Annotated in this window: 16 protein-coding genes and 3 pseudogenes; 10 read left to right on the top strand and 9 right to left on the bottom strand. The window is 60.7% G+C overall.

Translation table 11 applies throughout. The annotated features are described in order from the left end of the window. Nucleotides 1–187 (top strand): annotated as a pseudogene (locus tag AC1RP7_RS23990) (hypothetical protein); the annotation flags it as partial. Nucleotides 188–237: 50 nt separating this feature from the next. On the opposite strand, the gene AC1RP7_RS23995 reads toward AC1RP7_RS23990, so the two are convergent. Beyond that, entirely contained in the window at nucleotides 238–1,821 is a 1,584-nt protein-coding gene (locus AC1RP7_RS23995) for a peptide chain release factor 3 (RefSeq protein ID WP_057716453.1), read from the bottom strand. Nucleotides 1,822–2,260: 439 nt separating this feature from the next. Here AC1RP7_RS23995 and AC1RP7_RS24000 point away from each other — a divergent pair, with 439 nt between their 5' ends. The 5 genes from AC1RP7_RS24000 to AC1RP7_RS24020 all read left to right on the top strand — a co-directional run bounded on the left by AC1RP7_RS24000 (nucleotide 2,261) and on the right by AC1RP7_RS24020 (nucleotide 7,535). Beyond that, nucleotides 2,261–2,977 (top strand): ABC transporter permease, encoded by a 717-nt coding sequence (locus tag AC1RP7_RS24000; protein WP_493182914.1) that lies wholly within the window; start codon nucleotides 2,261–2,263, stop codon nucleotides 2,975–2,977. Nucleotides 2,978–2,997: 20 nt separating this feature from the next. Continuing rightward, entirely contained in the window at nucleotides 2,998–3,891 is an 894-nt protein-coding gene (locus AC1RP7_RS24005) for a glycine betaine ABC transporter substrate-binding protein (protein WP_218494902.1), read from the top strand. Nucleotides 3,892–3,903: 12 nt separating this feature from the next. After that, nucleotides 3,904–4,557 carry an ABC transporter permease gene (locus AC1RP7_RS24010; RefSeq protein ID WP_057716456.1) on the top strand — a complete coding sequence of 218 codons (654 nt, stop codon included), beginning with the start codon at nucleotides 3,904–3,906 and terminating at the stop codon, nucleotides 4,555–4,557. Then, nucleotides 4,554–5,711, top strand: a complete 1,158-nt coding sequence (locus AC1RP7_RS24015; RefSeq protein ID WP_057716457.1) for an osmoprotectant ABC transporter ATP-binding protein OsmV — start codon at nucleotides 4,554–4,556, stop codon at nucleotides 5,709–5,711. Before AC1RP7_RS24010 ends, AC1RP7_RS24015 begins: the two co-directional genes overlap by 4 nt. Before the next feature lie 660 nt (nucleotides 5,712–6,371). Then, nucleotides 6,372–7,535, top strand: coding sequence for a type III PLP-dependent enzyme (locus AC1RP7_RS24020; RefSeq protein ID WP_056728269.1), 1,164 nt, complete (start codon nucleotides 6,372–6,374; stop codon nucleotides 7,533–7,535). A gap of 157 nt (nucleotides 7,536–7,692) precedes the next feature. Here the strand turns inward: AC1RP7_RS24020 and AC1RP7_RS24025 are convergent, their stop codons facing one another. Both AC1RP7_RS24025 and AC1RP7_RS24030 read right to left on the bottom strand, forming a co-directional pair. Then, nucleotides 7,693–8,421, bottom strand: a complete 729-nt coding sequence (locus tag AC1RP7_RS24025; protein ID WP_493182991.1) for a tetratricopeptide repeat protein — start codon at nucleotides 8,419–8,421, stop codon at nucleotides 7,693–7,695. A 30-nt stretch (nucleotides 8,422–8,451) separates the two neighbouring features. Further along, nucleotides 8,452–9,132, bottom strand: coding sequence for a Fe2+-dependent dioxygenase (locus tag AC1RP7_RS24030; RefSeq protein WP_090453057.1), 681 nt, complete (start codon nucleotides 9,130–9,132; stop codon nucleotides 8,452–8,454). A gap of 207 nt (nucleotides 9,133–9,339) precedes the next feature. Here AC1RP7_RS24030 and AC1RP7_RS24035 point away from each other — a divergent pair, with 207 nt between their 5' ends. After that, entirely contained in the window at nucleotides 9,340–11,664 is a 2,325-nt protein-coding gene (locus AC1RP7_RS24035; protein WP_493182917.1) for a TonB-dependent receptor, read from the top strand. A 248-nt stretch (nucleotides 11,665–11,912) separates the two neighbouring features. Continuing rightward, nucleotides 11,913–14,441, top strand: a complete 2,529-nt coding sequence (locus tag AC1RP7_RS24040; protein ID WP_493182919.1) for a PepSY domain-containing protein — start codon at nucleotides 11,913–11,915, stop codon at nucleotides 14,439–14,441. A gap of 128 nt (nucleotides 14,442–14,569) precedes the next feature. Here AC1RP7_RS24040 and AC1RP7_RS24045 read toward each other — a convergent pair whose 3' ends face one another. The 4 genes from AC1RP7_RS24045 to ptsP form a co-directional block, all read right to left on the bottom strand. Beyond that, a complete protein-coding gene (locus AC1RP7_RS24045) occupies nucleotides 14,570–16,111 on the bottom strand; it encodes an alkaline phosphatase D family protein (RefSeq protein ID WP_429520789.1) in 1,542 nt (513 codons plus the stop codon). A 182-nt stretch (nucleotides 16,112–16,293) separates the two neighbouring features. Further along, nucleotides 16,294–18,033, bottom strand: a complete 1,740-nt coding sequence (locus AC1RP7_RS24050; RefSeq protein WP_218494896.1) for a PTS fructose-like transporter subunit IIB — start codon at nucleotides 18,031–18,033, stop codon at nucleotides 16,294–16,296. 11 nt (nucleotides 18,034–18,044) lie between these two features. Beyond that, entirely contained in the window at nucleotides 18,045–18,986 is a 942-nt protein-coding gene (pfkB, locus tag AC1RP7_RS24055) for a 1-phosphofructokinase (RefSeq protein ID WP_154861572.1), read from the bottom strand. Then, on the bottom strand, nucleotides 18,986–21,847 hold the full coding sequence (gene ptsP / locus AC1RP7_RS24060; protein ID WP_493182922.1) for a phosphoenolpyruvate--protein phosphotransferase: 2,862 nt from the start codon (nucleotides 21,845–21,847) through the stop codon (nucleotides 18,986–18,988). The genes pfkB and ptsP overlap by 1 nt, the downstream gene beginning before the upstream one ends. 290 nt (nucleotides 21,848–22,137) lie before the next feature. Between ptsP and cra the strand changes: the two genes are divergently transcribed. Both cra and AC1RP7_RS24070 read left to right on the top strand, forming a co-directional pair. Beyond that, nucleotides 22,138–23,133, top strand: coding sequence for a catabolite repressor/activator (cra, locus tag AC1RP7_RS24065; protein WP_150812831.1), 996 nt, complete (start codon nucleotides 22,138–22,140; stop codon nucleotides 23,131–23,133). 3 nt (nucleotides 23,134–23,136) lie between these two features. Further along, nucleotides 23,137–23,913 (top strand): TatD family hydrolase, encoded by a 777-nt coding sequence (locus AC1RP7_RS24070; RefSeq protein ID WP_493182924.1) that lies wholly within the window; start codon nucleotides 23,137–23,139, stop codon nucleotides 23,911–23,913. A gap of 27 nt (nucleotides 23,914–23,940) precedes the next feature. On the opposite strand, the pseudogene AC1RP7_RS24075 reads toward AC1RP7_RS24070, so the two are convergent. Beyond that, nucleotides 23,941–24,477: pseudogene (locus tag AC1RP7_RS24075) on the bottom strand (methyl-accepting chemotaxis protein); the annotation flags it as partial. Nucleotides 24,478–24,846: 369 nt separating this feature from the next. Continuing rightward, nucleotides 24,847–25,938 (bottom strand): annotated as a pseudogene (locus AC1RP7_RS24080) (methyl-accepting chemotaxis protein); the annotation flags it as partial. Between the last annotated feature and the right edge of the window lie 19 nt (nucleotides 25,939–25,957).

Here is a 25,957-nt window from a genome sequence, read left to right on the forward strand (position 1 = left end):
TCTTTCGTTCATGGAACCTCCAAGTTGGCGAAATCATATCGCCCTTAAGAGGTGTCCGGAATTATTAGGCCAGTTCAGCCTGCTCGCGATGGAGGCTAACGATGATGCGCTCTGTCTGGATAAACGCAGCGCGGCTGGATTCATCGCGAACAGGCTCGCTCCTACAGGGAATTGCGCCAGGCAATAAAAAACCCCGCAGCTTTCGCAACGGGGTTTTGGGATTTCGCAACTCAGCGCTTAATGATGCTCACGGGTCGCACGGAATTTCACGTCCGGCCAGCGCTCTTCCATCAGGGCCAGGTTGACCCGCGTCGGTGCGAGGTAGGTCAGGTGACCACCGCCGTCCAGCGCCAGGTTTTCCACAGCCTTGTTGGAGAATTCCTCAAGCTTCTTCTTGTCGCTGCATTCGATCCAGCGCGCAGAGTAAACAGTGATCGGCTCGTAGGAGCACTCGACCTTGTATTCCTCTTTCAAACGGCTGGCGACCACATCGAACTGCAGCACACCGACGGCGCCGAGGATGATGTCGTTGCTGCGTTCCGGGAAGAACACCTGGGTCGCGCCTTCTTCGGCCAGTTGCTGCAGGCCCTGGCGCAGTTGCTTGGATTTCAGCGGATCTTTCAGGCGTACGCGACGGAACAGTTCCGGGGCGAAGTGTGGAATGCCGGTGAAACCCAGGACTTCGCCTTCGCTGAAGGTGTCGCCGATCTGGATGGTGCCGTGGTTGTGCAGGCCGATGATGTCGCCGGCAAACGCCTCTTCCAGTTGCTCACGCTCGGAGGAGAAGAAGGTCAGCGCGTCGCCGATCCGCACGTCCTTACCGGTGCGCACGTGGCGCATCTTCATGCCTTTTTCGTACTTGCCCGAGCAGATACGCATGAAGGCGATGCGGTCGCGGTGCTTCGGGTCCATGTTCGCCTGGATCTTGAAGATGAAACCCGAGAACTTCTCTTCCACCGGCTCCACGGTGCGCTCGTTGGCCACGCGTGCCAGTGGGCGCGGCGCCCAATCAACGACGGCGTCGAGGACGTGGTCGACACCGAAGTTGCCCAGTGCCGTACCGAAGAACACCGGAGTCAGTTGACCGTCGAGGAACTCCTGCTGGTTGAACTCGTGGCAGGCGCCCTGCACCAGTTCCAGCTGCTCGATGAAACGCTCGTACTCGTCACCCAGGTGGGCGCGGGCTTCATCGGAGTCGAGCTTTTCGATGATCCTGGTTTCGGTGCGTTCGTGGCCGTGACCGGCGGTGTACACGATGATGTAGTCATCGGCGAGGTGATACACGCCTTTGAAGTCACGGTAGCAACCAATCGGCCAGGTGATCGGCGCAGCCTTGATCTTGAGGACGGCTTCGATTTCGTCGAGCAGTTCGATCGGGTCGCGGATGTCACGGTCGAGTTTGTTGATGAAGCTGACGATCGGCGTGTCACGCAGACGGCAGACGTCCATCAGGGCGATGGTCCGAGGCTCTACACCTTTACCGCCGTCGAGAACCATCAACGCCGAGTCCACCGCCGTCAGGGTGCGATAGGTATCTTCGGAGAAGTCTTCGTGGCCCGGGGTGTCGAGCAGGTTGATCATGTGTTCGCGATACGGGAACTGCATGACCGACGTGGTAATGGAGATACCCCGCTGCTTTTCCATTTCCATCCAGTCGGAGGTGGCATGGCGATCGGATTTACGAGATTTCACCGTACCGGCTACCGCAATCGCCTTGCCCATCAGCAGGAGCTTCTCGGTGATGGTGGTCTTACCGGCATCGGGGTGGGAAATAATGGCGAAAGTGCGGCGTTTCGCGACTTCGGCGGCCTGTTTGGTCATGGGAAATCGCCTGGCAGGTGATTCAAAAAAGGGCGCAGATTATAGCCCAAGTTGATCCAAGAACCGAACCGTTGAGCACATTTGGGGTGGCCAAATGCTTGCGCAGATGGGAACCTTTTAAAGCACGGAGACGTCCACTCCCCCGTTACGACCACTCGTCGGGGGCCTGAAACACCTGCAATTCGGCCTGACGAGGCTGTGCTCATGGCTCGATTGCCGTGCGCCTACCCCCTGTAGGAGCGAGCCTGCTCGCGATGGACATCAACGATAACGCGGGCTACCTGAATGTACGCGTTGTCTGGATTTTCTTCGCGAGCAGGCTCGCTCCTACAGGGGAACGCGCTCGGCATGAGCTGCTTATCGCGATCATTTTTTCGGCAGCCAGGAATGGCGTTGCCACACGAGAAAGTGTTCGCCGACTGAAAAAAGGAGTCCGCCTGTGGCTATCCACTATGGCAAAGGGCTGATAGGAGGCGCGCTGGTATTCGCCCTTCTGGCCCTGCTGATCCAATGGATCGGCATCAACACGATCGAACACTACCGCGACGATTTGTTGTTTTACCTGCAAGCTCATCTGGTTCTCGTCCTCGCTTCCATGCTGGCCGCCCTTGTCGTGGGCATTCCTGCCGGCATCCTCCTCAGCCGCCCGTCCATGATCGGCCGTGCCGAACGCTTCATGCAGTTCTTCAACATTGGCAACACCATTCCGCCCCTGGCCGTCCTGGCCATCGCCTTGGGCATCCTCGGCATCGGCAACGGTCCTGCCATCTTCGCCCTGTTCCTCGCCTCTTTGCTGCCCATCGTGCGCAACACCTACGAAGGCCTGAAAAACGTTCAGGGTTCGCTCAAGGAAGCCGCCGTCGGCATCGGCATGACCCCGCGCCAGGTGCTGTGGAAAGTCGAATTGCCCAACGCGGTGCCGATCATCATCGGTGGCGTGCGTGTGGCATTGGCGATCAATGTCGGGACGGCGCCGCTGGCGTTCCTGATCGGCGCCAACAGTCTCGGCAGCCTGATCTTCCCCGGCATCGCCCTGAACAATCAGCCGCAATTGCTGCTCGGCGCGGCCTGTACCGCCCTGCTGGCCTTGTTGCTCGACGGCCTGGTGACACTCGCCAGCCGCCTCTGGCTCGAACGCGGCTTGCGCCCGTCTTAAGCCTCGGCAAAGGAATCGTCATGAAAACTTCAAGCTTTTTACTAGGCTGCGTCCTGCTGTTCGCAGGATTTGCCCAAGCCACGGAAAAACCGTTGATCCGCATCGGCGCCCGGGTGTTCACCGAACAGACCCTGCTGGCGGAAATCACCTCGCAGTACCTGCGCACCAAGGGTTACGAGGTGCAGGTGACCGGCGGCCTGGGCAGCAATCTGGCCCGCAGCGCCCATGAAAGTGGCCAACTGGACATGCTCTGGGAATACACCGGCGTTTCGCTGGTGGCCTACAACCATGTCACTGAAAAACTCGACAGCGAACAGTCCTACTTACGAGTAAAAGAACTCGACGCGAAAAAAGGCCTGGTCTGGCTGACACCGTCGAAATTCAGCAACACCTATGCCTTGGCACTGCCGAAAAACGTTGCCGACCAATACCCGCAGATCAATACCATCAGCGAGCTGAACTCGGTGCTGCGCAAGGAAGCCGAGACCAACAATCTGGTGGCGCTGGATACCGAGTTCGCCAACCGCTCGGACGGCCTTGATGGCATGGTCAAGCTCTACGACATGAACCTGAGCCGCAAGAACATCCGCCAGATGGATGCCGGTCTGGTTTATACCGCCCTGCGCAACGGCCAGGTGTTTGCCGGTCTGGTCTACACCACCGACGGTCGCCTCAACGCCTTCAAGCTGAAACTGCTGGAAGACGACAAGCATTACTTCCCCGACTACACCGCCGCACCGGTGGTGCGTCAGGCCTACCTCGATGCTCATCCGCAATTGGCCGAACAACTCAAGCCTCTGGCTGAGCTGTTCGACGACAACACCATGCGCGAGCTCAATGCGCGGGTCGATGTCGATCACCAAAGCCCTTCGTCCGTTGCCGCAGATTTCCTGCGCCAGCATCCAATCAAATAAGGAGGAAAAGCCATGGAATTTCTCAACGCCTTTTCCCACCTCGACTGGCAGCAGGTGATACAGCTGACCGGGCAACACATCACCCTGGTCGGCATCGCCGTGACCCTGGCGATTGTGGTTGGCGTGCCGCTGGGCATCCTGATGACACGCTTCCCGAGCCTCGCCGGGCCTTTGCAAGCCAGCGCCACGGTGCTGCTGACCGTGCCGTCGATTGCCCTGTTTGGCCTGCTGCTGCCGTTCTACTCCAAGTTCGGTCAGGGCCTGGGCCCGATGCCGGCCATCACCGCGGTGTTTCTGTATTCGCTGCTGCCGATCATGCGTAACACCTACCTGGCCCTGACCAACGTCGAACCGGGCATCCGTGAAGCCGCGCGCGGCATCGGCATGACCTTCGGTCAGCGCCTGCGCATGGTCGAATTACCTATTGCCGTGCCGGTGATCCTCGCTGGTGTGCGCACTGCCGTGGTCATGAACATCGGCGTCATGACCATCGCCGCGACCATCGGCGCCGGTGGCCTGGGCGTACTCATCCTCGCTGCCATCAGCCGCAGCGACATGTCGATGCTGATTGTCGGCGCTGTACTGGTCAGTGTGCTGGCGATCATCGCCGACCTGATCCTGCAAGTGCTGCAACGTTCGCTGACTCCAAAAGGACTCCTGAAATGATCGAACTTCAAAACCTCAGCAAGACCTTCCAAAGCAACGGCAAAGACGTGAAAGCCGTGGACTCGGTGAGCCTGACCGTCAATGAAGGCGAAATCTGCGTGTTCCTCGGGCCATCGGGTTGCGGCAAAAGCACCACGCTCAAAATGATCAACCGCCTGATCAAACCGACCTCGGGCAAGATCCTGATCAACGGTGAAGACACCACGGGCCTCGACGAAGTGACGCTGCGCCGCAACATCGGCTACGTCATCCAGCAAATCGGTTTGTTCCCGAACATGACCATCGAGGAGAACATCGTCGTGGTGCCGAAACTGCTCGGCTGGGACAAGCAGAAATGCCACGACCGCGCCCGCGAGTTGATGAGCATGATCAAACTTGAACCCAAGCAATATCTGCATCGCTATCCCCGCGAATTGTCCGGTGGCCAGCAACAGCGGATCGGCGTGATTCGCGCACTGGCCGCCGATGCACCACTGCTATTAATGGACGAGCCGTTCGGGGCAGTCGACCCGATCAACCGCGAGATGATCCAGAACGAGTTCTTCGAAATGCAGCGGGCGCTGAACAAGACCGTGATCATGGTCAGCCACGACATCGACGAGGCGATCAAGCTCGGCGACAAGATCGCGATTTTCCGCGCCGGCAAGCTGCTGCAAATCGATCACCCGGACACTTTGCTCGCGCATCCGGCGGATGAGTTTGTCAGCAACTTCGTCGGCCAGGACAGCACACTGAAACGCCTGCTGCTGGTGAAAGCCGAAGATGCGGCGGACAACGCGCCTTCCGTCAGCCCGCATACCCCGGTGGCCGAAGCTCTGGAATTGATGGACGAGCATGACCGACGCTATGTGGTGGTCACTTGTGCCGAGAATAAAGCCCTGGGTTATGTACGACGTCGCGACTTGCACCGTCAGGCCGGCACCTGCGCGCAGTACCAACGCGAGTTCAACGCCACGGCGGCGTACGACGAACATTTGCGCATCCTGCTGTCGCGCATGTACGAGTTCAATCGGGCGTGGTTGCCGGTGATGGATGCCGAGCGGGTGTTCCTTGGCGAGGTCACACAGGAGTCGATTGCGGCGTACCTGAGTTCCGGACGTTCGCGGGGGATGAAGACCAATATCGTCTCGCCAGCTGAGGCAGTGGTCGCCTGATAGCTGACATTACCCGGTAAAAATACAAAACCTGTGGGAGTGAGCTTGCTCGCGATGGCGTCATTTCAGACGACCACGATGCTGGCTGTGAAAATGTCATCGCGAGCAAGCTCGCTCCCACAGGTTCGATGCGATTTTCCAGTGATTCGCAGGCCGGAAAAAAATATCAACAGTAGCGTCTGTAAAAGCTATCCGAAAACACGCTCCTGAATACTCAAATCCCCTATCAGCCTACCTTTTCGCGGCCAACGTCGCCGATGTTGACGCTATCGTAGTTACTAGCGACTTTGCACACAAAAGCGTCGAACGTGCAGGTATTTTTAACACTCCATAAATCCTCGGGAACATCCGACTGTCATCTGTGTCGGTTACAAAGAGTAATGCCTGCAACGCGCGTCAGAAGAGTGCAAAAACGCGACATTTTTTGTTGATCTCAAGCCCCTCACGCCCTAAAGTTCGCGCCGAACGTCCATGCTGGAAACGATCCATCCGGCTCAAGTACTGACGACGAGACAGCAAGGCCAAGGGAAAGCTGCACTTCCCATGGCCTTTTTGCTTTCGGCGACATGCCTTGGGAAGTAGGCGAACCAAAGTGGGGATACGGAGGACGTTCATTTGCACCCATTGATTAACAACGTTTGCCTTTAGGAGCTCCCAGGTATGTCGATCCAGGTCGAAGACTATTTCGCGCGTGAAACCTTTCAGAAAATGAAGGCGTTCGCCGACAAACAGGAAACCCCGTTCGTGGTGATCGACACCGCGATGATCAGCCAGGCCTATGACGACCTGCGCGCCGGTTTCGAATTCGCCAAGGTCTACTACGCGGTCAAGGCCAACCCGGCCGTCGAGATCATCGACCTGCTCAAAGAGAAAGGCTCGAGCTTCGACATCGCCTCGATCTACGAGCTGGACAAAGTGCTTGGTCGCGGCGTCAGCGCCGACCAGATCAGCTACGGCAACACCATCAAGAAATCCAAGGACATCCGCTACTTCTACGAGAAGGGCGTGCGCCTGTTCGCCACCGACTCCGAAGCCGACCTGCGCAACATCGCCAAGGCCGCACCGGGCTCGAAAGTCTACGTGCGTATCCTGACCGAAGGCTCGACCACCGCCGACTGGCCGTTGTCGCGCAAATTCGGCTGCCAGACCGACATGGCCATGGACCTGCTGATCCTCGCCCGCGACCTGGGCCTGGTGCCTTACGGCATCTCCTTCCACGTCGGCTCGCAGCAGCGCGACATCAGCGTCTGGGACGCGGCGATCGCCAAGGTCAAAGTGATCTTCGAACGCCTGAAGGAAGAAGACGGCATCCACCTGAAGCTGATCAACATGGGTGGTGGCTTCCCGGCCAACTACATCACCCGCACCAACAGCCTGGAAACCTACGCCGAGGAAATCATCCGCTTCCTGAAGGAAGACTTCGGTGATGACTTGCCGGAAATCATCCTGGAGCCAGGCCGCTCGCTGATCGCCAACGCCGGCATCCTGGTTAGCGAAGTGGTACTGGTTGCACGTAAATCCCGTACCGCAGTAGAGCGTTGGGTGTACACGGATGTGGGCAAGTTCTCCGGCCTGATCGAAACCATGGACGAAGCCATCAAGTTCCCGATCTGGACCGAGAAAAAAGGCGAAATGGAAGAAGTGGTCATCGCCGGTCCAACCTGCGACAGCGCCGACATCATGTACGAAAACTACAAGTACGGCCTGCCGCTGAACCTGGCCATCGGTGATCGCCTGTACTGGCTGTCGACCGGTGCGTACACCACCAGTTACAGCGCCGTCGAGTTCAATGGCTTCCCGCCGCTGAAGTCGTTCTACGTGTAAATACTGCGTAGAAAACAAAAAGCCCATGACCTGTCATGGGCTTTTTCATTTACGCCACCCTCTGTGGGAGCGAGCTTGCTCGCGATGGATTTCAGAGCACCGCGTGTACTCAGACAGCACGCGTTATCGTTGTCCACCATCGCGAGCAAACTCGCTCCTACAGGGTTTCGAGCTGTTCGGCACGTTGTTTGTAATCCACAGCCATCGCCTGAATCTGTGGATCATTGGCGGCTGACAATGCCTGACTCGCCACTCGCAGAAAATTCAGGTTGCCACCAGCCAACGCCTTGCGCAGCCAGACCAGCGCATCCTCGATATTCCCTTCGTCGGTCAAGACCGCTGCAAAGCTGAACTGCCCGCGAAAATCCCCGCCTTCGGCCGAACGTCGATACCAGTTACGAGCCGCTGCCGGATTCACAGGACAGACCCGCCCTTCTTCCAGATACCGCCCCAACAGATTCATCGATTTTGCATGACCCAACTCAGCCGCACGGCGATAGAGACTCAGTGCTTGAAGCTGATCCTCAATCACCCCGCGACCGGTCGCCAGCAGATTGGCGTAGTTGTACATCGCCCAATCCAGCCCTGCAGTGGCCGCAAGTCGGTAATGCCTGGCCGCTAGCGAGGCATCGGCAGCACAGCCCCAACCATGCTCATGGCAACGACCGAGCATGTTGCGCGCCATGAGGTGCCCCTGGCGCGCTGCGATGCCGAACCAGCTCAGCGCCAGCGGTTGGTCCTGCGCGATCCCCTGGCCGTCGAGCAGGATCTGCCCGAGCAAGGCCTGGGCTTCGACCTCTCCTTCTCGTGCGGCAATCAGGATGGCCTGGGCAGCACGGGCCGGACTTTCGTCGAGCATCGCGCGCAGGCGCTCACCGTCGAGCATTTCCTCGCGGCGTAAACGAAAATCCGCCACTTACACCTCGACCCAGCGACGCAGCAGGTTGTGATACGTCCCGGTCAGGCGGATCAGCGATGGATGATCGGGCACATCGCGGGTCAGTTGCTGGATTGCCCCGTCCATCTCGAACAACAGGGCGCGCTGGCTGTCTTCACGCACCAGGCTTTGCGTCCAGAAAAACGAGGCGAGCCGCGCTCCGCGTGTCACCGCATTGACCTTGTGCAGACTGGTGCCGGGATACAGCACCATGTCGCCGGCAGGCAGCTTCACCCGTTGGGTGCCGAAGGTGTCCTGGATCTCCAGCTCGCCGCCGTCGTAATCCTCCGGCTCGCTGAAGAACAGCGTGGCGGACAAATCCGTTCGCACCCGCTCGATGCTGCCTTTTGGCTGACGCACCGCGTTGTCGATATGGAAATCGAAACTGCCACCGGCGGTGTAACAGTTCACTAACGGAGGGAAGACTTTGTGCGGTAACGCTGCTGACATGAACAGCGGATTTTTCCACAGCCGCTCCAGCATCGCCGCGCCGATCTCCTTGGCCAGCGGGTGACCTTCCGGCAACTGCAAATTGTGTTTGGCCTTCGCCGACTGGTAGCCGGCGGTGATCTTGCCATCGGCCCAATCGGCTTGCTCCAGAGCCTCGCGAATGCGCTGCACCTCGTCTTTTTCAAACAGGCCGGGAATGTGCAGCAGCATGACAAAGGCACCTAAAACCAAAGGGATGCCAATGGTATTGATTCTTATTGCCTGTGTAAAACACATCTGACGAATGAGTCAGCAGAAACCGTAAGGGTAAATTGTAAAGAATGTAAATTCAGTGCGAATAGTAATGTTTCGCAATTGATACGAATACGTGTTTACCCTATATTCCGCGGCCTCAAATCCTTGGGGAGGGGAACTCAAATGTCGCGTCAACAACCACAAGTACCGGTCAGTTCACCACGTCTGCTCGCATCGGCCATCGGCATGGCGATTACTGCCGGCTCTGCGGGCCACATGGTTTTCGCGGCGGAAAACGCCGACGAAAAAGCACCGGGCAATGTGATTTCGCTGGGCGCCACCGCCATCACCGGCGAAGCTCAGGACGAGACGACCTACAACGTAGAGAAAGCCTCCTCGCCCAAGTACACCGCGCCGCTGGTGGACACACCGCGCTCGATCACCGTCATTCCGCAACAAGTGTTGAAAGACACGGGCGCCATGAACATGCAGGACGCCCTGCGCACCATTCCAGGCATCACCTTCGGTGCCGGTGAAGGCGGCAACCCACAGGGCGACCGTCCGTTCATTCGCGGCTTTGACGCCCAGGGCGATACCTACCTGGACGGCGTTCGCGATACCGGTTCCCAGAGCCGCGAGATCTTCGCCGTGGAATCGATCGAAGTCAGCAAAGGCCCGAACTCTGCCATCGGCGGTCGTGGCGCTGCAGGCGGCAGCATCAACCTGGTCAGCAAGAAAGCTCACCTGGGCAATTCGTTCGATGGTGGTTTCACCTGGGGCTCCGACCAGACCCAGCGCTACACCATGGACGGCAACTATCAGTTCACCGACACTGCCGCTGGCCGTCTGAACCTGATGAGCCATGAGAGCAACGTCGCCGGACGTGACAGCGTCGACTACGACCGCTGGGGTGTCGCACCGTCCCTGGCTTTCGGCCTGGGTACAGACACTCGCGTCAACCTCGACTACTACCACCTCGAAAGCAACGACACGCCGGATTCGGGCATTCCGTACTCGATCCCGACCACTCTCGCGGCTGGACGCACCAAGTCCAACCCGGACAAGCCGAATGACGGCGGCGACAGCAGCAATTTCTATGGTCTGACCGACCGCGACTTCCGCAAGACCCGCACCGACACCGCGACCTTCGCCATCGAGCACGACCTGAGCGACTCGCTGACCATCAAGAACACCCTGCGTCACGGCAGCAGCATGCAGGATTACATCCTGACCCAGCCGGACGACAGTAAAGGCAACGTCAACAACGGCAGCGTCTGGCGCCGGGCGAACACCCGCGTGAGCAACACCGAGACCACCACCAACCAGACCGACCTGTTTGGTGATATCTACATCGCCGGGTTCAAGAACAGCTTCTCCACCGGTGTCGAATACACCCACGAGGAAAGTGAAAAATCCTCGTACAACGTCAACACGGACACCACCCCGGGAACGGCAGCGGTAACCAACAACTGCTCGCCGGCACTGATCGGCGCGCCAAGCGGTTACAACTGCACCTCGCTGTCCAACCCGACGCCGAATGATCCGTGGAGCGGTGCCATCTCGCGCAACTACGCGGGCACCGAAACCAAGGCCAACACCTACGCACTGTATGTATTCGACACCCTGACGTTGTCCGAGCAGTGGCTGGTGAACATGGGCCTGCGCTACGACCATTTCGACACCGACTACAAAACCTTCAACGGTTCCAGCGTGACCACGTCCAAGGGCGATGACACCAGCGAGTTCGTTACCGGTCAGTTCGGTGTGGTGTACAAACCAGCCGAAAACGGCAGCATCTATGCCTCCTATGCGACGTCTGCCACTCCACCGGGCAACACCCTCGGCGAAGGCTCGGAAGGCAACCCGCTGGGCGGCACGCCGGATCGCAACGGCAACCTGCTGAAAAGCGACATGGAGCCGGAAACCACCAAGAACTACGAAATCGGTACCAAGTGGGATCTGCTGAACGATCGTTTGTCCCTGACTGCCGACATCTTCCGCACCGAGAAAGAAAACGCTCGTGTGCAAACCAACACCACTACGTTTGAAAACGTCGGCAAAACCCGCGTTCAAGGTATCGAACTGTCGGCCACCGGCAAGCTCACCGACAAATGGCAGGTCTTCGCCGGTTACGCCTACATGGACAGCGAGCAAGTCGATGGCGGCGACATGCCAGCAAACAAAGCCAACAACGGCAACGAACTGCCTAACACGCCGAAAAACAGCGCCAGCCTGTGGACGACCTATCAGGTCACGCCAAGGCTGACCATCGGTGGCGGTGCGTTCTATGTCGATGACGTGTTCGGCAGTGCCGCCAACACCACCATGGTCGATTCCTACGTTCGTTACGACGCAATGGCGGCGTACAAGCTGACCAAGAACGTCGACCTGCAACTGAACGTACAGAACCTGACCGACGAAACCTACTACGACAAGGCGTTCTCGACTCACTTCGCCAACCAGGCGGCCGGTCGTACCGCCTTGCTGAGCACCAACTTCCACTTCTGATTGCCACTCACACTGCAATCCCTGTGGGAGCGAGCTTGCTCGCGATGACGTCGCCACATTCAACATTTATGTTGGCCGACACACCGCTATCGCGAGCAAGCTCGCTCCCACAGGAGAGGGTGAAATCAGACCCGGCCCCGTTCATCCACATGAACGGGGCCTTTGTGCGTAAAAAAGAATGCTTCTCGACAACCCCACGGCATAATGCGCGCCGTGATGAATCAACTTGAACGAACAAGGCGAGCGACGTGTTGAAGAAAACCCTGTTCCAGTTGCACTGGTTTTTCGGCATCAGCGCCGGGCTGGTCCTGGCCCTGATGGGCATCACCGGGGCGGCGGTGTCGTTTCAGGATGAAATCCTGAGCACACTCAATCCTTCTGTGTTGCAGGTCGAGAAACAGGTCGCCGGTGTGCTGCCGCCCGTCGAACTGGTGGAGCGAATCGAAGCCGCATCGGGCAAAAAAGTCTCGATGCTCACGGTGGAAACGGACAGCGGCAGCGCCGCCAAAGTGTGGTTCACCCCGCCGCCGGGTGAACGCCGTGGCGAGATGCGCTACTTCGACCCGTACACCGCCGAGTTCCTCGGCGACGCCACCGGCCAGGGCTTTTTCGGCCTGATGCTGCAACTGCACCGTTTCCTCGCCATGGGCGACACGGGGCGGCAGATCACCGGCGCGTGCACGCTGATTCTGGTGTTCTTCTGCCTGTCCGGCCTATACCTGCGCTGGCCTCGCCAGTGGAAAAGCTGGCGGACCTGGCTGACCCTGGACTGGAAGAAAAAGGGCCGCAGCTTCAACTGGGACCTGCACTCGGTGGCCGGCACCTGGTGCCTGGTGTTTTACCTTCTGGCGGCGCTGACCGGGTTGTTCTGGTCCTATGAGTGGTACAACAAAGGCCTGACCCGGTTGCTCTCCGACTCACCACAGAGCGAACGCGTTCGCGGCGGACGCGGCCCTGCGCCAAGCGGTCCGGCACCGACGGCCGATTACGCGGCGATGTGGAGCAGCATCTACAGTGCGGCCGGTCCGCAACTGAGCTCCTATAACGTGCGCATGCCGCCCGTGGCCGGCCAACCAGCGACCGTTTACTTCCTGCTGAAAACTTCGCCTCACGACCGCGCCCTGAACCAGATCACCCTTGACCCGGCCACCGGCGTGGTCAAACGGGTTGATCGCTACAGCGACAAGAGCCTCAAGGCGCAACTGCTGACCAGCATCTATGCGCTGCACGTCGGTAGTTACTTCGGCATCGTCGGGCGCATTATCCTGACCATCGCCTCGCTGACCATGCCGCTGTTCTTCATCACCGGCTGGATGCTGTACCTGGATCGTCGGCGCAAAAAGCGCCAGATCAAGGATGCACGCAAAGATCTCGTGCAAACCGCCAGCGACGCGCCGGCGTGGCTGATCGGCTTCGCCAGCCAAAGTGGTTTTGCCGAACAGCTGGCATGGCAAACCGCCGGACAATTGCAGGCCGCAGGCTTGCCGGTCAAAGTGCAACCATTGGCGGACGTCAGCGAACAGGACTTGCATGAATCGAACAATGCCTTGTTCGTCGTCAGCACCTTCGGCGACGGCGAAGCACCGGACAGCGCCCGCAGTTTCGAGCGCAAGGTACTGGGCCGGACACCGAGCCTGGGACGCCTGAATTACGCCGTCCTGGGGTTGGGCGACCGGCAGTATCAACACTTCTGCGGTTTCGCCAAACGCCTGCACGCCTGGTTGGGCGAACATGGCGCAAAGACCCTGTTCGCCCCGGTGGAGGTCGACAGCGGTGACCCTTACGCCTTGCGCCACTGGCAACAGCAACTGGGCCTGTTGACCGGCCAGGCCCCCGTGGATACCTGGCAAGCGCCCAGCTACGACAACTGGACCCTGCTGCATCGTGAACTGCTCAATCCGGACAGCAGTGGCTCGCCGGTGTACTTGTTGGGCCTCAAGCCTCCTTCCACCAGCAGCTGGCTGGCGGGCGACCTGGTGGAAGTGATGCCGCGCAACTGCCCGTGGGCCATCGAGCACTTCCTCGATGGCATGGGGATTCACGGTGAAACCAAGGTGCAACTCAACGGCCTGGAAGAAACCCTCGAACAGGCCCTGGCCAGCCGCCAGTTGCCGGAGAACCGCGCCCACCTGGTCGGCCTGCACGCCCAAGCGTTGGCAGAGGCCCTCGTGCCGCTGGCGATGCGCGAGTATTCCATTGCGTCGATCCCGGCCGATGGCGTGCTGGAATTGATCGTGCGTCAGGAAGTGCATGCCGACGGCAACCTCGGTGTCGGTTCCGGCTGGCTGACCGAACACGCGCCGGTGGGCAGTTCCATCAGCCTGCGCGTGCGGCGCAACAGTGGTTTCCATCTGCCGGCCCAACCGGTGCCGATGATCCTGCTGGGCAATGGCACGGGCCTGGCCGGGTTGCGCAGCCTGCTCAAGGCCCGGATTGCCGATGGTCAGCAACGCCAGTGGCTGCTGTTTGGCGAGCGCCACCGCGAGCACGATTACCTGTGCCGAAAGGAGCTGGAGGAGTGGCTGATCAATGGTGATCTGGCGCGCCTCGACCTGGCATTTTCCCGCGACCAGGCCGAAAAGATTTACGTACAGGATCGCCTGCGTGAATCGGCGGCCGAGCTCAAGAAGTGGCTGGCGGACGATGCGGTGATCTACATCTGCGGCAGCCTTCAAGGCATGGCTTCGGGCGTGGATCAGGTGCTCAACGAAGTGTTGGGTAGCGCCGAAGTGGAGCGTCTGATCGAACAGGGCCGCTACCGCCGCGACGTGTACTGATTCACTGAGTTCCCTGTGGGAGCGAGCTTGCTCGCGATTACGGTCTATCAGTCAACCAATGTGTTGAATGTAATACCGCCATCGCGAGCAAGCTCGCTCCCACAAGGGTTCATGTATCCATCTCCATCTCAAACCGGCTGCAGCTTTTTCTCAAATACAGACACCCCGTCCAGATCCCGCAACACCACGCTCAACTCCCCGCTCTGCCCATCGATGTTCACCTCGCCAAAAAACTGAAACCCGGCAAACGGCGAGACGTTCTGCGCGGGCGGCGCCTTCTCGAACACCACTTCAGGACCAAAGGTTTTATCCAGCGAGTTCGGTCCAAAGCTACCGGCATTCAGCGGTCCGGCGACGAACTCCCAGAACGGTTCGAAATCCTGAAACGCCGCCCGATCCGGATGGTAATGATGGGCCGCGCAGTAATGCACATCCGCGGTGAGGAACAGGAAATTGCGCACCTCTTGCGCCCGCAGAAAGCCGAGCAATTCTGCGATTTCCAGTTCACGCCCCTGTGCCGGGCCGGGGTCACCGTTGGCCACGGCCTCCCAGCGCGCGACACCAGGGCTGATCTCGCCGTCGGGCACGCCGAGGCCAATGGGCATGTCGGCGGCGATCACTTTCCATTGCGCGTTCGAGGCCTGCATTTCGCGCTTGAGCCAGTCCAGTTGCTCACGCCCGAGGAAAGGTTTTTCAGCGCCCTGATTGTCATCGTTGGGCCCGCGATAACTGCGCATGTCCAGTACAAAAACATCGAGCAGCGGCCCGTAACCAAGCTTGCGATAGATCCGCCCGCCGCCATTGGCACTCTGCAAACGCATCGGCGCATATTCAAGCCAGGCCTGGCGTGCGCGGCCCACCAGGCTGTGGATATCTTTGTCCTGGTAACGCGCATCCAGCTGTTTGCCCGGCGACCAGTTGTTCACCACTTCGTGGTCGTCCCACTGCCAGATCTGCGGGACCTCGGCATTGAAACGACGGATGTTTTCGTCCATCAGGTTGTAGCGATAGTTGCCGCGATACTCATTGAGGGTCTCGGCGACTTTGCTCTTGGCCTCGGTGGTGATGTTGCGCCACACCCGGCCGCCTTCCGTGGTGAGCTGAGCCGGGATCGGGCCGTCGGCGTAAATGGTGTCGCCGCTGTGGATAAAAAAGTCTGGCAGACGCAGGCGCATTGCTTCGTAGATGCGCATGCCGCCAATGTCCGGGTTGATGCCGAAGCCCTGGCCGACGGTGTCGCCGCTCCAGACAAAACGGATGTCACGGCGGGTCTGCGGCACGCTGCGCAAGTGACCGAACCAGGGCTCGCTGGCGATACCGCTCTGGGCGTCTTCAAACTGCACGCGATAGAAAATCGCCTGACCGGCGGGCAGCTCGGTGAGTTCGACCCGGGCAGTGAAATCGGTGCGCGCATCGGCCAGGGACGAGACGAATCGCCGGGGGTTGGGAAACAGGCTGCGGGTGTCCCACTCCACCACCATCCGCGCGGGGCGGTCGCAGCGGCTCCAGATGATCGCCCGGTCGCCCAACAGGTCGCCGGACTGTACGCCGTCGGTGAGTTGCGGCCGATCCTTTACCGAAGCGATCACCGCCGGCGCCAGCCCCGGCAACAACAGCCCGGCGCCGACCGCTTGCATGACACGACGGCGCCCGAGGTTGAAATCGCTCATGATGTTCTCCCTGGAAAAGGAAAACTAAAGCATGACCCTATGACCCTGGCATGACACAAATCTTCCCAGCGCTGAAGATCCCTGTGGGAGCGAGCTTGCTCGCGATAGCGGTCGTTCAGCCAACATATTTGTTGAGTGTGAATCCGTCATCGCGAGCAAGCTCGCTCCCACAGGGTCAGGTGTCAGGCGGTGACGGGTTCTACCGCCAACTCCACCACCTCCGGCCGTTTCACCAGCGCATACGCCACCGCCGTCAACAGACTCCCCGCCACAATCGCCAACAGGTAGAGCAGCGCATGGTTGATCGCGTTCGGGATCGCCAGGACGAACAACCCACCATGGGGCGCCATCAATTTGCAGCCGAAATACATCGACAACGCCCCCGTCAGCGCACCGCCGGCGATGCTCGCCGGAATCACCCGTAGCGGATCTTTCGCCGCAAAAGGAATCGCCCCTTCAGAGATAAAGCACAGCCCCAGCACCAGCGCTGCTTTACCGGCCTCGCGCTCGGTCTGGGCGAACTTGCGTCGGGCAATGAACGTGGCGATGCCCAGGCCGATCGGCGGCACCATACCGGCCGCCATGGTCGCCGCCATCGGCGCGTAGCTCTGCGACGCCAGCAACCCCACCGAAAACGCATAGGCCGCCTTGTTGATCGGCCCGCCGAGGTCGACGCACATCATGCCGCCCAGCAACACACCGAGCAGAATCGCGTTGGTGGTGCCCATGCTGTCGAGAAAATTCGTGAGCCCGGCAAGCATCCCGGCGACCGGTTTGCCGACCACGTAGATCATCACCAGACCGGTGAACAGACTCGCCAGCAGCGGGATGATCAGGATCGGCTTGAGCGCCTCAAGACTTTGCGGCAATCGCGCATAACGGTTGATCGCCCTGGCCGCATAACCGGCAAGAAAGCCGGCAATGATCCCGCCGATGAAACCGGCGCCCAAGGTGCTCGCCAACAGTCCGCCGATCATCCCCGGCGCGAGGCCCGGACGGTCGGCGATGGAATAGGCGATATAGCCTGCCAGCAGCGGCACCATCAGCTTGAACGCGCTGTCGCCACCGATCTGCATCAACGCCGCCGCCAGTGTGCCCTCCTCCTTGAACGCGGTGATGCCGAACACGAACGACAAGGCGATCATCAAGCCGCCGGCCACCACCATCGGCAACATGAAGGACACGCCGGTCAGCAAGTGTTTATAGACGCCCGTCTTCTCCTGTTTGGCCGTTGTTTTGGCAGCGCTCGATGCGCTTTCCTGTTGACCTTCGGCCAAGGCCTTTTTCAACGTCGCTTCGGCTTGCTTGAGGGCTATGCCGGTGCCACAGCGATAGATTTTCTTGCCGGCGAAACGCTCGGTGGCGACTTCGATATCGGCCGCCAGCAGCACCACATCGGCCTCGGCAATCGCTTGCGCGCTCAATGGATTGCGCGCGCCGACCGAGCCCTGGGTTTCCACCTGCAGCTCATAGCCCAGGCGCTTGGCCGCTTGCTGCAAGGCTTCGGCGGCCATGAACGTGTGAGCGACACCCGTCGGGCACGCGGTAACGGCCACCAGTCGCGGCGCGTTCTGGACAACCGCCACAGGTTCGACGACGGCCTCTTCGGCGGCGTAAACCTGAGCGTCCTGCGCTCCACGGCGCAACACGGCTTCCACGTCTTGCAGGGCCTGGGCCGGGGTGCTCTGGAACACCCGCTTGCCGACAAAGCGCGACATTTCCACCGGCGCGCTGGTCACCAGCAGCACCCACTCAGCCGCGTCGAGGGTGGCCGCCGACAGTTGCTTTTCGGGATGCGCGGCATCGGTGACTTCGACACTGGTGCTCCAGCCCTGGCGCTGGGCCGCGGCATCGAGCAGCCGGGCACACAGCACACTGGTGACCATGCCGTTCGGGCAGGCCGTAACGATGGCTAACTTCATGACAATCCCTCTTATTGTTCTGTCAGGGGACGCACGCGCACACCCTGTTCGAGCTGCGCCAGTTGCGCTGCATCGCCAATGCCGAATCCGATCTGGGTCACTGCCATCGCGGCAATCGCCGTGGCGGTGCGCAAGGTCTGCTCCGGCGTATCGGCACTAAGCAAACCGTGGAGCATCCCCGCCAGCAACGAATCACCCGCACCCACCGTGCTGGCGACGTTGACCCTGGGTGGCGTGGCATGCAGCGCCGAGCCGACGCTGAACCAGTTCACGCCATCGACGCCATGGGAAATCACCACATGCTCGATGCCCTGGGCATGCAAACGCTCCGCCGCCAAGGCCTGGGCACTGACCGACACGACCTCGCAGCCCAGCACCTCAGCCAGTTCTTCAGTGTTGGGTTTGATCAGCCACGGCCCCGCTTTCAGCGCTGCGCGCAATGCCTCGCCGCTGGTGTCGAGGGCGACATTCAGCCCCAGGTTCTTCAAGCGCAAGATCAACGCCTGCAACCATTGCGCACTGACGCCCAACGGCAAGCTTCCGGCGACAACCACCGCATCGTGCCCCGGAGCAATCTGCTCCAGCCGATCCATCAAGGCCTGCTGCGCCGCCTCGCTGACCTGCGGCCCCGGCCCGTTGATGTCGGTGATGCGGCCGTCGCTTTCCGCCAGTTTGATATTGCTGCGGGTTTCGCCCGGAACACGGATGAAGGCATCGACAAAACCGCGTTTGGCGAACAATGTTTCGAACGCTTGCAGGTTGTCTTCGCCAAGAAAGCCACTGACGGTCAGTTGATGCCCGAGGTCCGCCAGCACCTGTGCCACGTTCACGCCTTTGCCCGCAGCGTGGGTGTGCATCACATCGCTGCGGTTGACCTGGCCGGCGTCAAGGCGCGGCAACTGGACGGTCAGGTCCAGCGCCGGGTTGAGGGTCAAGGTAAGAATCCGGGACATTACAAGTCCTCCACTAATGCGCGCACTTCATTGGCACTGCCCACGGCCAGCGCCTGTCGGGCAAGGGTTTGAGTCTGAGTGAAGCCCAGTTCGCGAATCCGCGCCTTGACCTCGGCAATGCTGCGCGCCCCGACGCTGAGCTCATCCACTCCGAGGCCGACCAGCACCGGCACCGCCAGCGGGTCGGCCGCCAGCTCGCCGCACACACCGACCCATTTACCGTGAGCATGGGCCGCACGCACGGTGATGTCGATCAGTTGCAGCACCGCCGGATGCAAGCCATCGGCCTGGGCCGACAGCGTCGGATGGCCACGGTCGATGGCCAGGGTGTACTGGGTCAGGTCGTTGGTGCCGACGCTGAAGAAATCGACTTCCTTGGCCAGGACCGGCGCCAGCAATGCCGCCGACGGCACTTCGATCATGATCCCCAGTTGCAGGTCGGCGACCGGGATTTCCTGGCGCAGGCGTTCGGTCATGTCACGGGCCTGGCGCCACTCGTCGACGCTGCCCACCATCGGGAACATGATCCGCAACGGCCGGTTGTCGGCAGCCCGCAGCAAGGCGCGCAGTTGCGCTTCCATGATCTGCGGACGCTGCAAGGTCAGGCGAATGCCGCGCACGCCGAGGAACGGGTTCTCTTCCTTCGCAATCGGCCAGTACGGTAGCGGTTTGTCGCCACCGACATCGAGGGTGCGCACCACCAGCGGCCGCCCGGCCAGACCGTCGAGGACGCGGCGGTACTCGACTTCCTGGGTCGCCTCGTCGGGCACTTGCGGGTGGGCCATGAAAATCAGTTCGGTGCGCAACAGGCCAATGCCTTCGGCGCCCTGCTCCACCGCACCGGTGACGCCGGCGCTTTCACCAATGTTGGCGAACACTTCGACGGCGTGGCCATCGATGGTCAATGCCGGTTGATGACGCAGTTCAGCAGCCGCCTTCAAGCGTTGCTCGCGGGTATCGCGTTCGGCCGTGGCGCGCTGCAAGGTCGCCGCGTCAGCGTCCACATGCAGACGACCACGCTGGCCATCGAGCAGCAAAGCCGTACCCGGTGTCAGCAGCAACACGCCGGGACCGGCGCCGACCAAGGCCGGAATACCCAGCGCCCGGGCAACAATCGCACTGTGCGCCGTAGCACCACCCCGAGCGGTGAGAATCCCCGCCACGCGAGCCGGGTCGAGACGCGCGACGTCGGACGGGCCGACCTCGTCCATCACCAGAATGTACGGTTGATCCGGTTCGCTCGGGGTTTCGATGCCGCTGAGTTGCATCAACACCCGCCGCCCGATGTCGCGCAAGTCGGCCGCACGCTCGGCGAGCAAGGCATCCTGCAACGCTTCCTGTTGCCGAGCCGCCGCTTCAATCACGGCCATCCACGCCGCCTCGGCACTTTCGCCCTGCTTGAGGCGCGTATCGACCTCATCGGTCAGTTCCGGGTCGTCGAGCATCTCTTGGTGGGTAATGAAGATTTCGCGAATGGCTTTGCTCTTGCTGCGCTCGATCAGGCCCTGGATGTCACGGCGTACCTGCGCCAGGGCGTGCTGGAGGCGCTCGCGCTCGATGCCGGCGGACTCGCCGCGCAACGGATAATCGATGGTTTGCAGCACCTGAATATGCGCCGGGCCGATGGCGATCCCCGGAGCGGCGGCAATCGCCTGAACCACGCTGCCAGATGACGGGGCGAGGACCACTTCGGCCATATCGGCAACGACTTCACGCGCCTGACTTACCGGCGGCAGCGGTTCGACTTCCTCCCCGAGGCCTTCTTCGATGGCGGCCAACAAGGCCGGCAACGCATCCGCCGCAATGCCCGGTTCGGCGATGATTTCCAGGACCTGCCCCCGACGGGCGCCGAGGCTGAGCAACTTGCTCAAGCTCTTTACCGACACCGCACTGTCATGGCCATCGACGATGCGTACGCGGATGTCACCTTCAAAACTCTTTGCCAGTTGCGCGAGGATTTTCGCCGGGCGCGCATGCAAGCCGTGGGCGTTGGCCAATGCAATTCGCGCGCTGGGCCAGTCGGCGGGCACTTCACCACCGAGCACTTCGAGGACCTTGCGGCTGCTGGTGGCGCGCCCCAACTCATGGCCACGCCCTTCGATCAACAACGCGCACAGGCGTTCGAGCAGGGCTTGATGGGCCTCACCGAGGCTGGCCAGGCAGAACAGTCCAGTGAGTGGCTGGCCGAGATAACGCAACGGTCTGTCCGGGGTGACGAAGGCCAGGCCCGGACGCTTCACCGTCTGCTCGCTGTGCAGCCACCACAGGCCATCGCCCAGGGGCAACGCTTCAACCTGCTGCAGCACCGCGGAGAAACCGTTGCTCACGCAGTCGGCCTGCCGCAGCAAACGTGCACCACGCCAGACCAGCTCTTCGAAATCTTCGGCCGCCACACCGAGGCCGATCATCTGTGCATCCAGCGCCAGCTCCTGCGGCGCGCCTTGCAGCAACTTCAGCAAGGCTTCGGCGGAGCCGGCGCGACGCAGGGCCTGGCCCAGGTCAGTCTCGCCGAGGGCGCGGGTGAGCAATTGCAACAGGCGCAGATGTTCATCGGATTTGGCGGCGATACCGATCGCCAGGTAAACGATATGACCATCGCCCCAGTCCACGCCATCGGGGAACTGCATCAGGCGCACACCGGTGGTGAACACCAGGTCGCGGGTTTCGGGCGTACCGTGGGGGATGGCAATACCTTGACCGAGAAAGGTCGAGCCCTGAGCCTCCCGCGCCTGCAAGCCGGCGAGATAACCCTCGGCAACCAGGCCGTCGGCGACCAGATGCCCGGCCAGCAATTGCAGGGCTGCGGACTTATCCACAGCCGACTGGCCCATCGAAATCTGCTCTACAGTGAGCTCGAGCATGCTTTCTCCTTTTTGGCGCCTTGGGGCACCAGGTATTGTTTTGAATGAGTCAGCTTAGGCGCTTGGTCATCGCTTTTGGCGGTTTCACGGCAGAACCGGCCAAAGGCGCCTAAAACGTAGAAAATACGCTTGCTGAAACGTTTAATCTATATCGATTGGCACGTTACTCGAAATTGGCCCATCCTTGAAGTCCAACTTGTCGGATGCGTTGCGACAATGGTCGCCTGCCTTAATCGGTTAGGATTGACGAAAATGTCGAGGCAATCTCGAAAAAACAAGGAAACAGCGGGTTGAAACTCAGTGATATCGCCCAGTTGGCCGGTGTGTCCGTCACCACCGCCAGCTATGTCATCAATGGCAAGGCCGAACAACAGCGCATCAGCAGCGCTACCGTCGAACGCGTGCGCGCGGTCGTCGAACAACATGGCTTCACGCCTAACCCACAGGCCGCCGGATTGCGCAGCCGACACACCCGCACATTGGGGTTCATTCTGCCGGATCTGGAAAACCCCAGTTACGCGCGAATCGCCAAATTGCTGGAACAAGGTGCGCGGGCCCGGGGTTATCAGTTGCTGATCGCCAGTTCCGACGATGCGCCGGACAGCGAACGGCAATTGCTGCAGTTGTTCCGCGCCCGGCGCTGCGACGCACTGATCGTTGCCAGCTGCCTGCCGCCCGGCGACGACAGCTATCGCCAATTGCAGGCCAAGGGCATTCCGATCATCGCCATCGACCGGGTCATGGAACCCGAGCATTTCTGCTCGGTGATCAGTGACGACCGCGAGGCCAGCCTGCAACTGACCCGCAGCCTGCTCGACCCCTTGCCCAAACAGATCGCGCTGATCGGCGCCCGCCCGGAGCTGAGCATCAGCCAGGAACGTTGCGCCGGCTTCAAAGAGGCGCTCGTCGGGTTCAACGGTGAGGTGCTGATTGAAGAAGGCGAATCCTTCAGCCGCGAGTGCGGCAAACAATTGATGGAAGAATTGCTGCAGCGCCTGGGCCATTTGCCCGATGCCCTGGTGACCACATCCTACGTGCTGCTTCAAGGCGTATTCGATGCGCTGCACGACTTCCCGCTGAAAAACCGCCCGCTGCGCCTCGGCACGTTCGGCGACACTCAGTTGCTGGACTTCCTGCCGCTGCCGGTCAACGCCATGGCCCAGCAGCACCAGCTGATTGCCGACAAGGCCCTCGCGCTGGCCCTGGCAGCCATCGAGCAGTCGGATTACCGGCCCGGTGTGCAAGCCATTGCGCGCACGTTCAAGCAGCGTATTCGCCAGGACTGAACCGTGGAGCTGATCGACACCCACACCCATCTGGATTTTCCGGACTTCGACGCCGACCGTCAGGCGCTGCTGGCCGAAAGCCGCGCCCTAGGGGTGCGGCGGATCGTGGTGCTGGGGGTTTATCAGGCCAATTGGCAGCGGGTCTGGGAGCTGGTGCAAAACGATCCCGACCTGCATGCGGCGTTCGGATTGCACCCGGTGTATCTGGACGATCATCGCCCTGAAGACTTGAGCGAACTCGGCGATTGGCTGACCCGCCTGGCTGGCCATCGGCAACTGTGTGCCGTCGGCGAGATCGGCCTGGACTACTTCATCGAAAACCTGGACCGCGACCGCCAGCAGGCGTTGTTCGAGGCGCAATTGCAATTGGCGGCGGATTTCGCTCTTCCGGCATTGATCCATGTGCGGCGTATCCATGCGGCGGTGATTGCCACGCTCAAACGGTTTCGCCTGAAACGGGCCGGCATCATCCACGCCTTTGCCGGCAGCCAGGAAGAAGCCCGGGAATACATCAAGCTGGGTTTCAAACTCGGCCTGGGCGGCGCCGCGACCTGGCCTCAAGCACTGCGCATGCACCGAGTGCTCGCCGAGCTACCGCTGGATTCTGTGGTGCTGGAAACCGACTCCCCGGACATGGCGCCCGCCATGTTCCCCGGCCAACGCAACAGCCCCGCGCATCTGCCCGCGATCTGCGCGGCACTGGCCGACATCATGGCGATCAGCCCCGAGCAATTGGCTGCGGCCAGTACGGCCAATGCCTGCGAGTTGTTCAACTGGTGAATCAAACCCTGTGGTATCAGGCGACCGCTACACCCGAAATGCGCTGATCAACTGTTTCAACTCCACGACCTGGGCCGACAACGCCCGGCTGGCATCTTCGGTCTGATGCGCACCTTCAGCGGTGCGCTCGCCAGCGCGATTGATCTCGACGATGTTCTGGTCGATGTCGTGAGCCACGGCGGTTTGTTGCTCCACTGCGGCGGCAATCTGCTGGTTCTGGTCGACGATCATGCCGACCGCTCCCAAGATGTTTTCCAGCGCCCGCTGGACCTTTTCCGACTGCCCGACCGTGCCATTGGCCATTTCATGGCTGGTGCCCATGGCCTTGACCGCCGCGCCGACACCGCCATGGAGCCTGGTGATCATCTGCTCGATTTCTTCGGTCGATTGCTGGGTTCGTTTGGCCAGGGTCCGGACTTCGTCGGCTACCACGGCGAAACCACGGCCCTGCTCACCGGCCCGTGCCGCCTCGATGGCAGCATTGAGCGCCAGCAGGTTGGTCTGCTCGGCGATACTCTTGATCACTTCGAGCACACGGCTGATGGACTGGCTGTCGCTGGCCAGTTGGTTGATCACCAGTACCGATTGATCGATCTCGCTGGCCAGCGCGGCAATGCTGCCTTGCTGTGACTCCACCAGGCCACGACCACTGATGGTCTCATCGTTGACACTGTGGGCACTGCTCACCGCCGCGGCGGCACTGCGCGCCACTTCCTGGGAAGTGGCCGACATCTGGTTCATCGCCGTGGCCACTTGTTCGATCTGCGTGCGCTGCCCGGCGACGGCCTGGTTGCTTTGCGCGGAAACGCTTTCCACCTGGCCGGCCTGACGCTCGACTTCGCTGACGGTCTGCCCCACCCGCTCGATCAGGTCATGGATCTTTTTCACCGTGCCGTTGAACACTTCGCCCAGCTCCCCCAGCTCATCGCGGCTGTGGGCGCTGAAGGTCACTGTCATGTCGCCGGCCGCCACCTTGTCCATCACCGCCCCCAGGCGCTTGAGCGTGGTGCGGGTCGAGGCATAGAAAGCGCCGTAGAGATAAAAGATCAACACAAAGACGACTGACAGCGCCACGGCCTGCAAGACCATGTGCGTGCGATTCTGCTCAAGTCGCTGCTGCAATTGCGGGCCGAGATACTTCAGGACCGCCTCGTTGAGTTGGTAAGTCTGCTCCATCAGGGCGCTGACCTGATCGTAAAAGCCCTGCCACGGCGCGTCGAGGGTATCAGCCATGACCACTTGTTCTTCGAACAGCTCGCTGGCTTTCTTCAAGGATGCCCGGCTGCTATCGGCCTGAGTGGCCAGGGTCTCACGCGCAGCCTTGCTGGAACCCAGGGCATCCTGCAACTTCAGGCCATACTCGGCCTGGAGCTTTTCAATCTGCGCCAGCAATTCATCGAAACGGGTACTCGAAGCCGAGTTGATGAATCCCTGCCCCAACGAGTAAGACCCCATTGCCCGACCTTCGCCCAGGATCTGGGTGACCCGCGGCGTGACGAGGGTGACAAGCTCGCTCAACTGGCGCATGTCGCTCTGGTTGTCGCGACTGAGACCGGACTGGCTGGTGATGAGCTGGCTGAAAATCTGCGCGCTGCCCACCAGCTTGCCGATCAAGGCACTTTTGCTTTGCAGGGAATTTTCCGTTTGCTGGGCCTTGAACGCGGCGATCATTTCATCGCGTTTGCCATCAAACACCGCAACCTGCTCCGGGTCGCTGGTCATCGCCGTCAGCCCTTGCAGACGAGTCAGAATATTCTGCTCAAGGGCGCTGATTTTCGACTCGACGTTGCCGGCCTTGCCGGATTGGCCGAGGCTGACATTGATCTGCACCAGGTTGTTCAGGGTTTCCAGATCGCGCCGCAACGTCAGGCTGCTGCCCAACAGGTCGAGACTTTGCAGCTCGATGCGCGTGCCCTGGAATTCGCGGTAGGAGTCACGCACCAGATAGAAGTTGGTCACCAGCATCGGCACCAGGAACAGTACGCTGATCAGGCTGAACTTCATACCGAAGCTCAGACGGTTCATCAGTGCGACAGCGGGATAG

The organism is Pseudomonas sp. GW822-FHT01E03, from assembly GCF_058802985.1.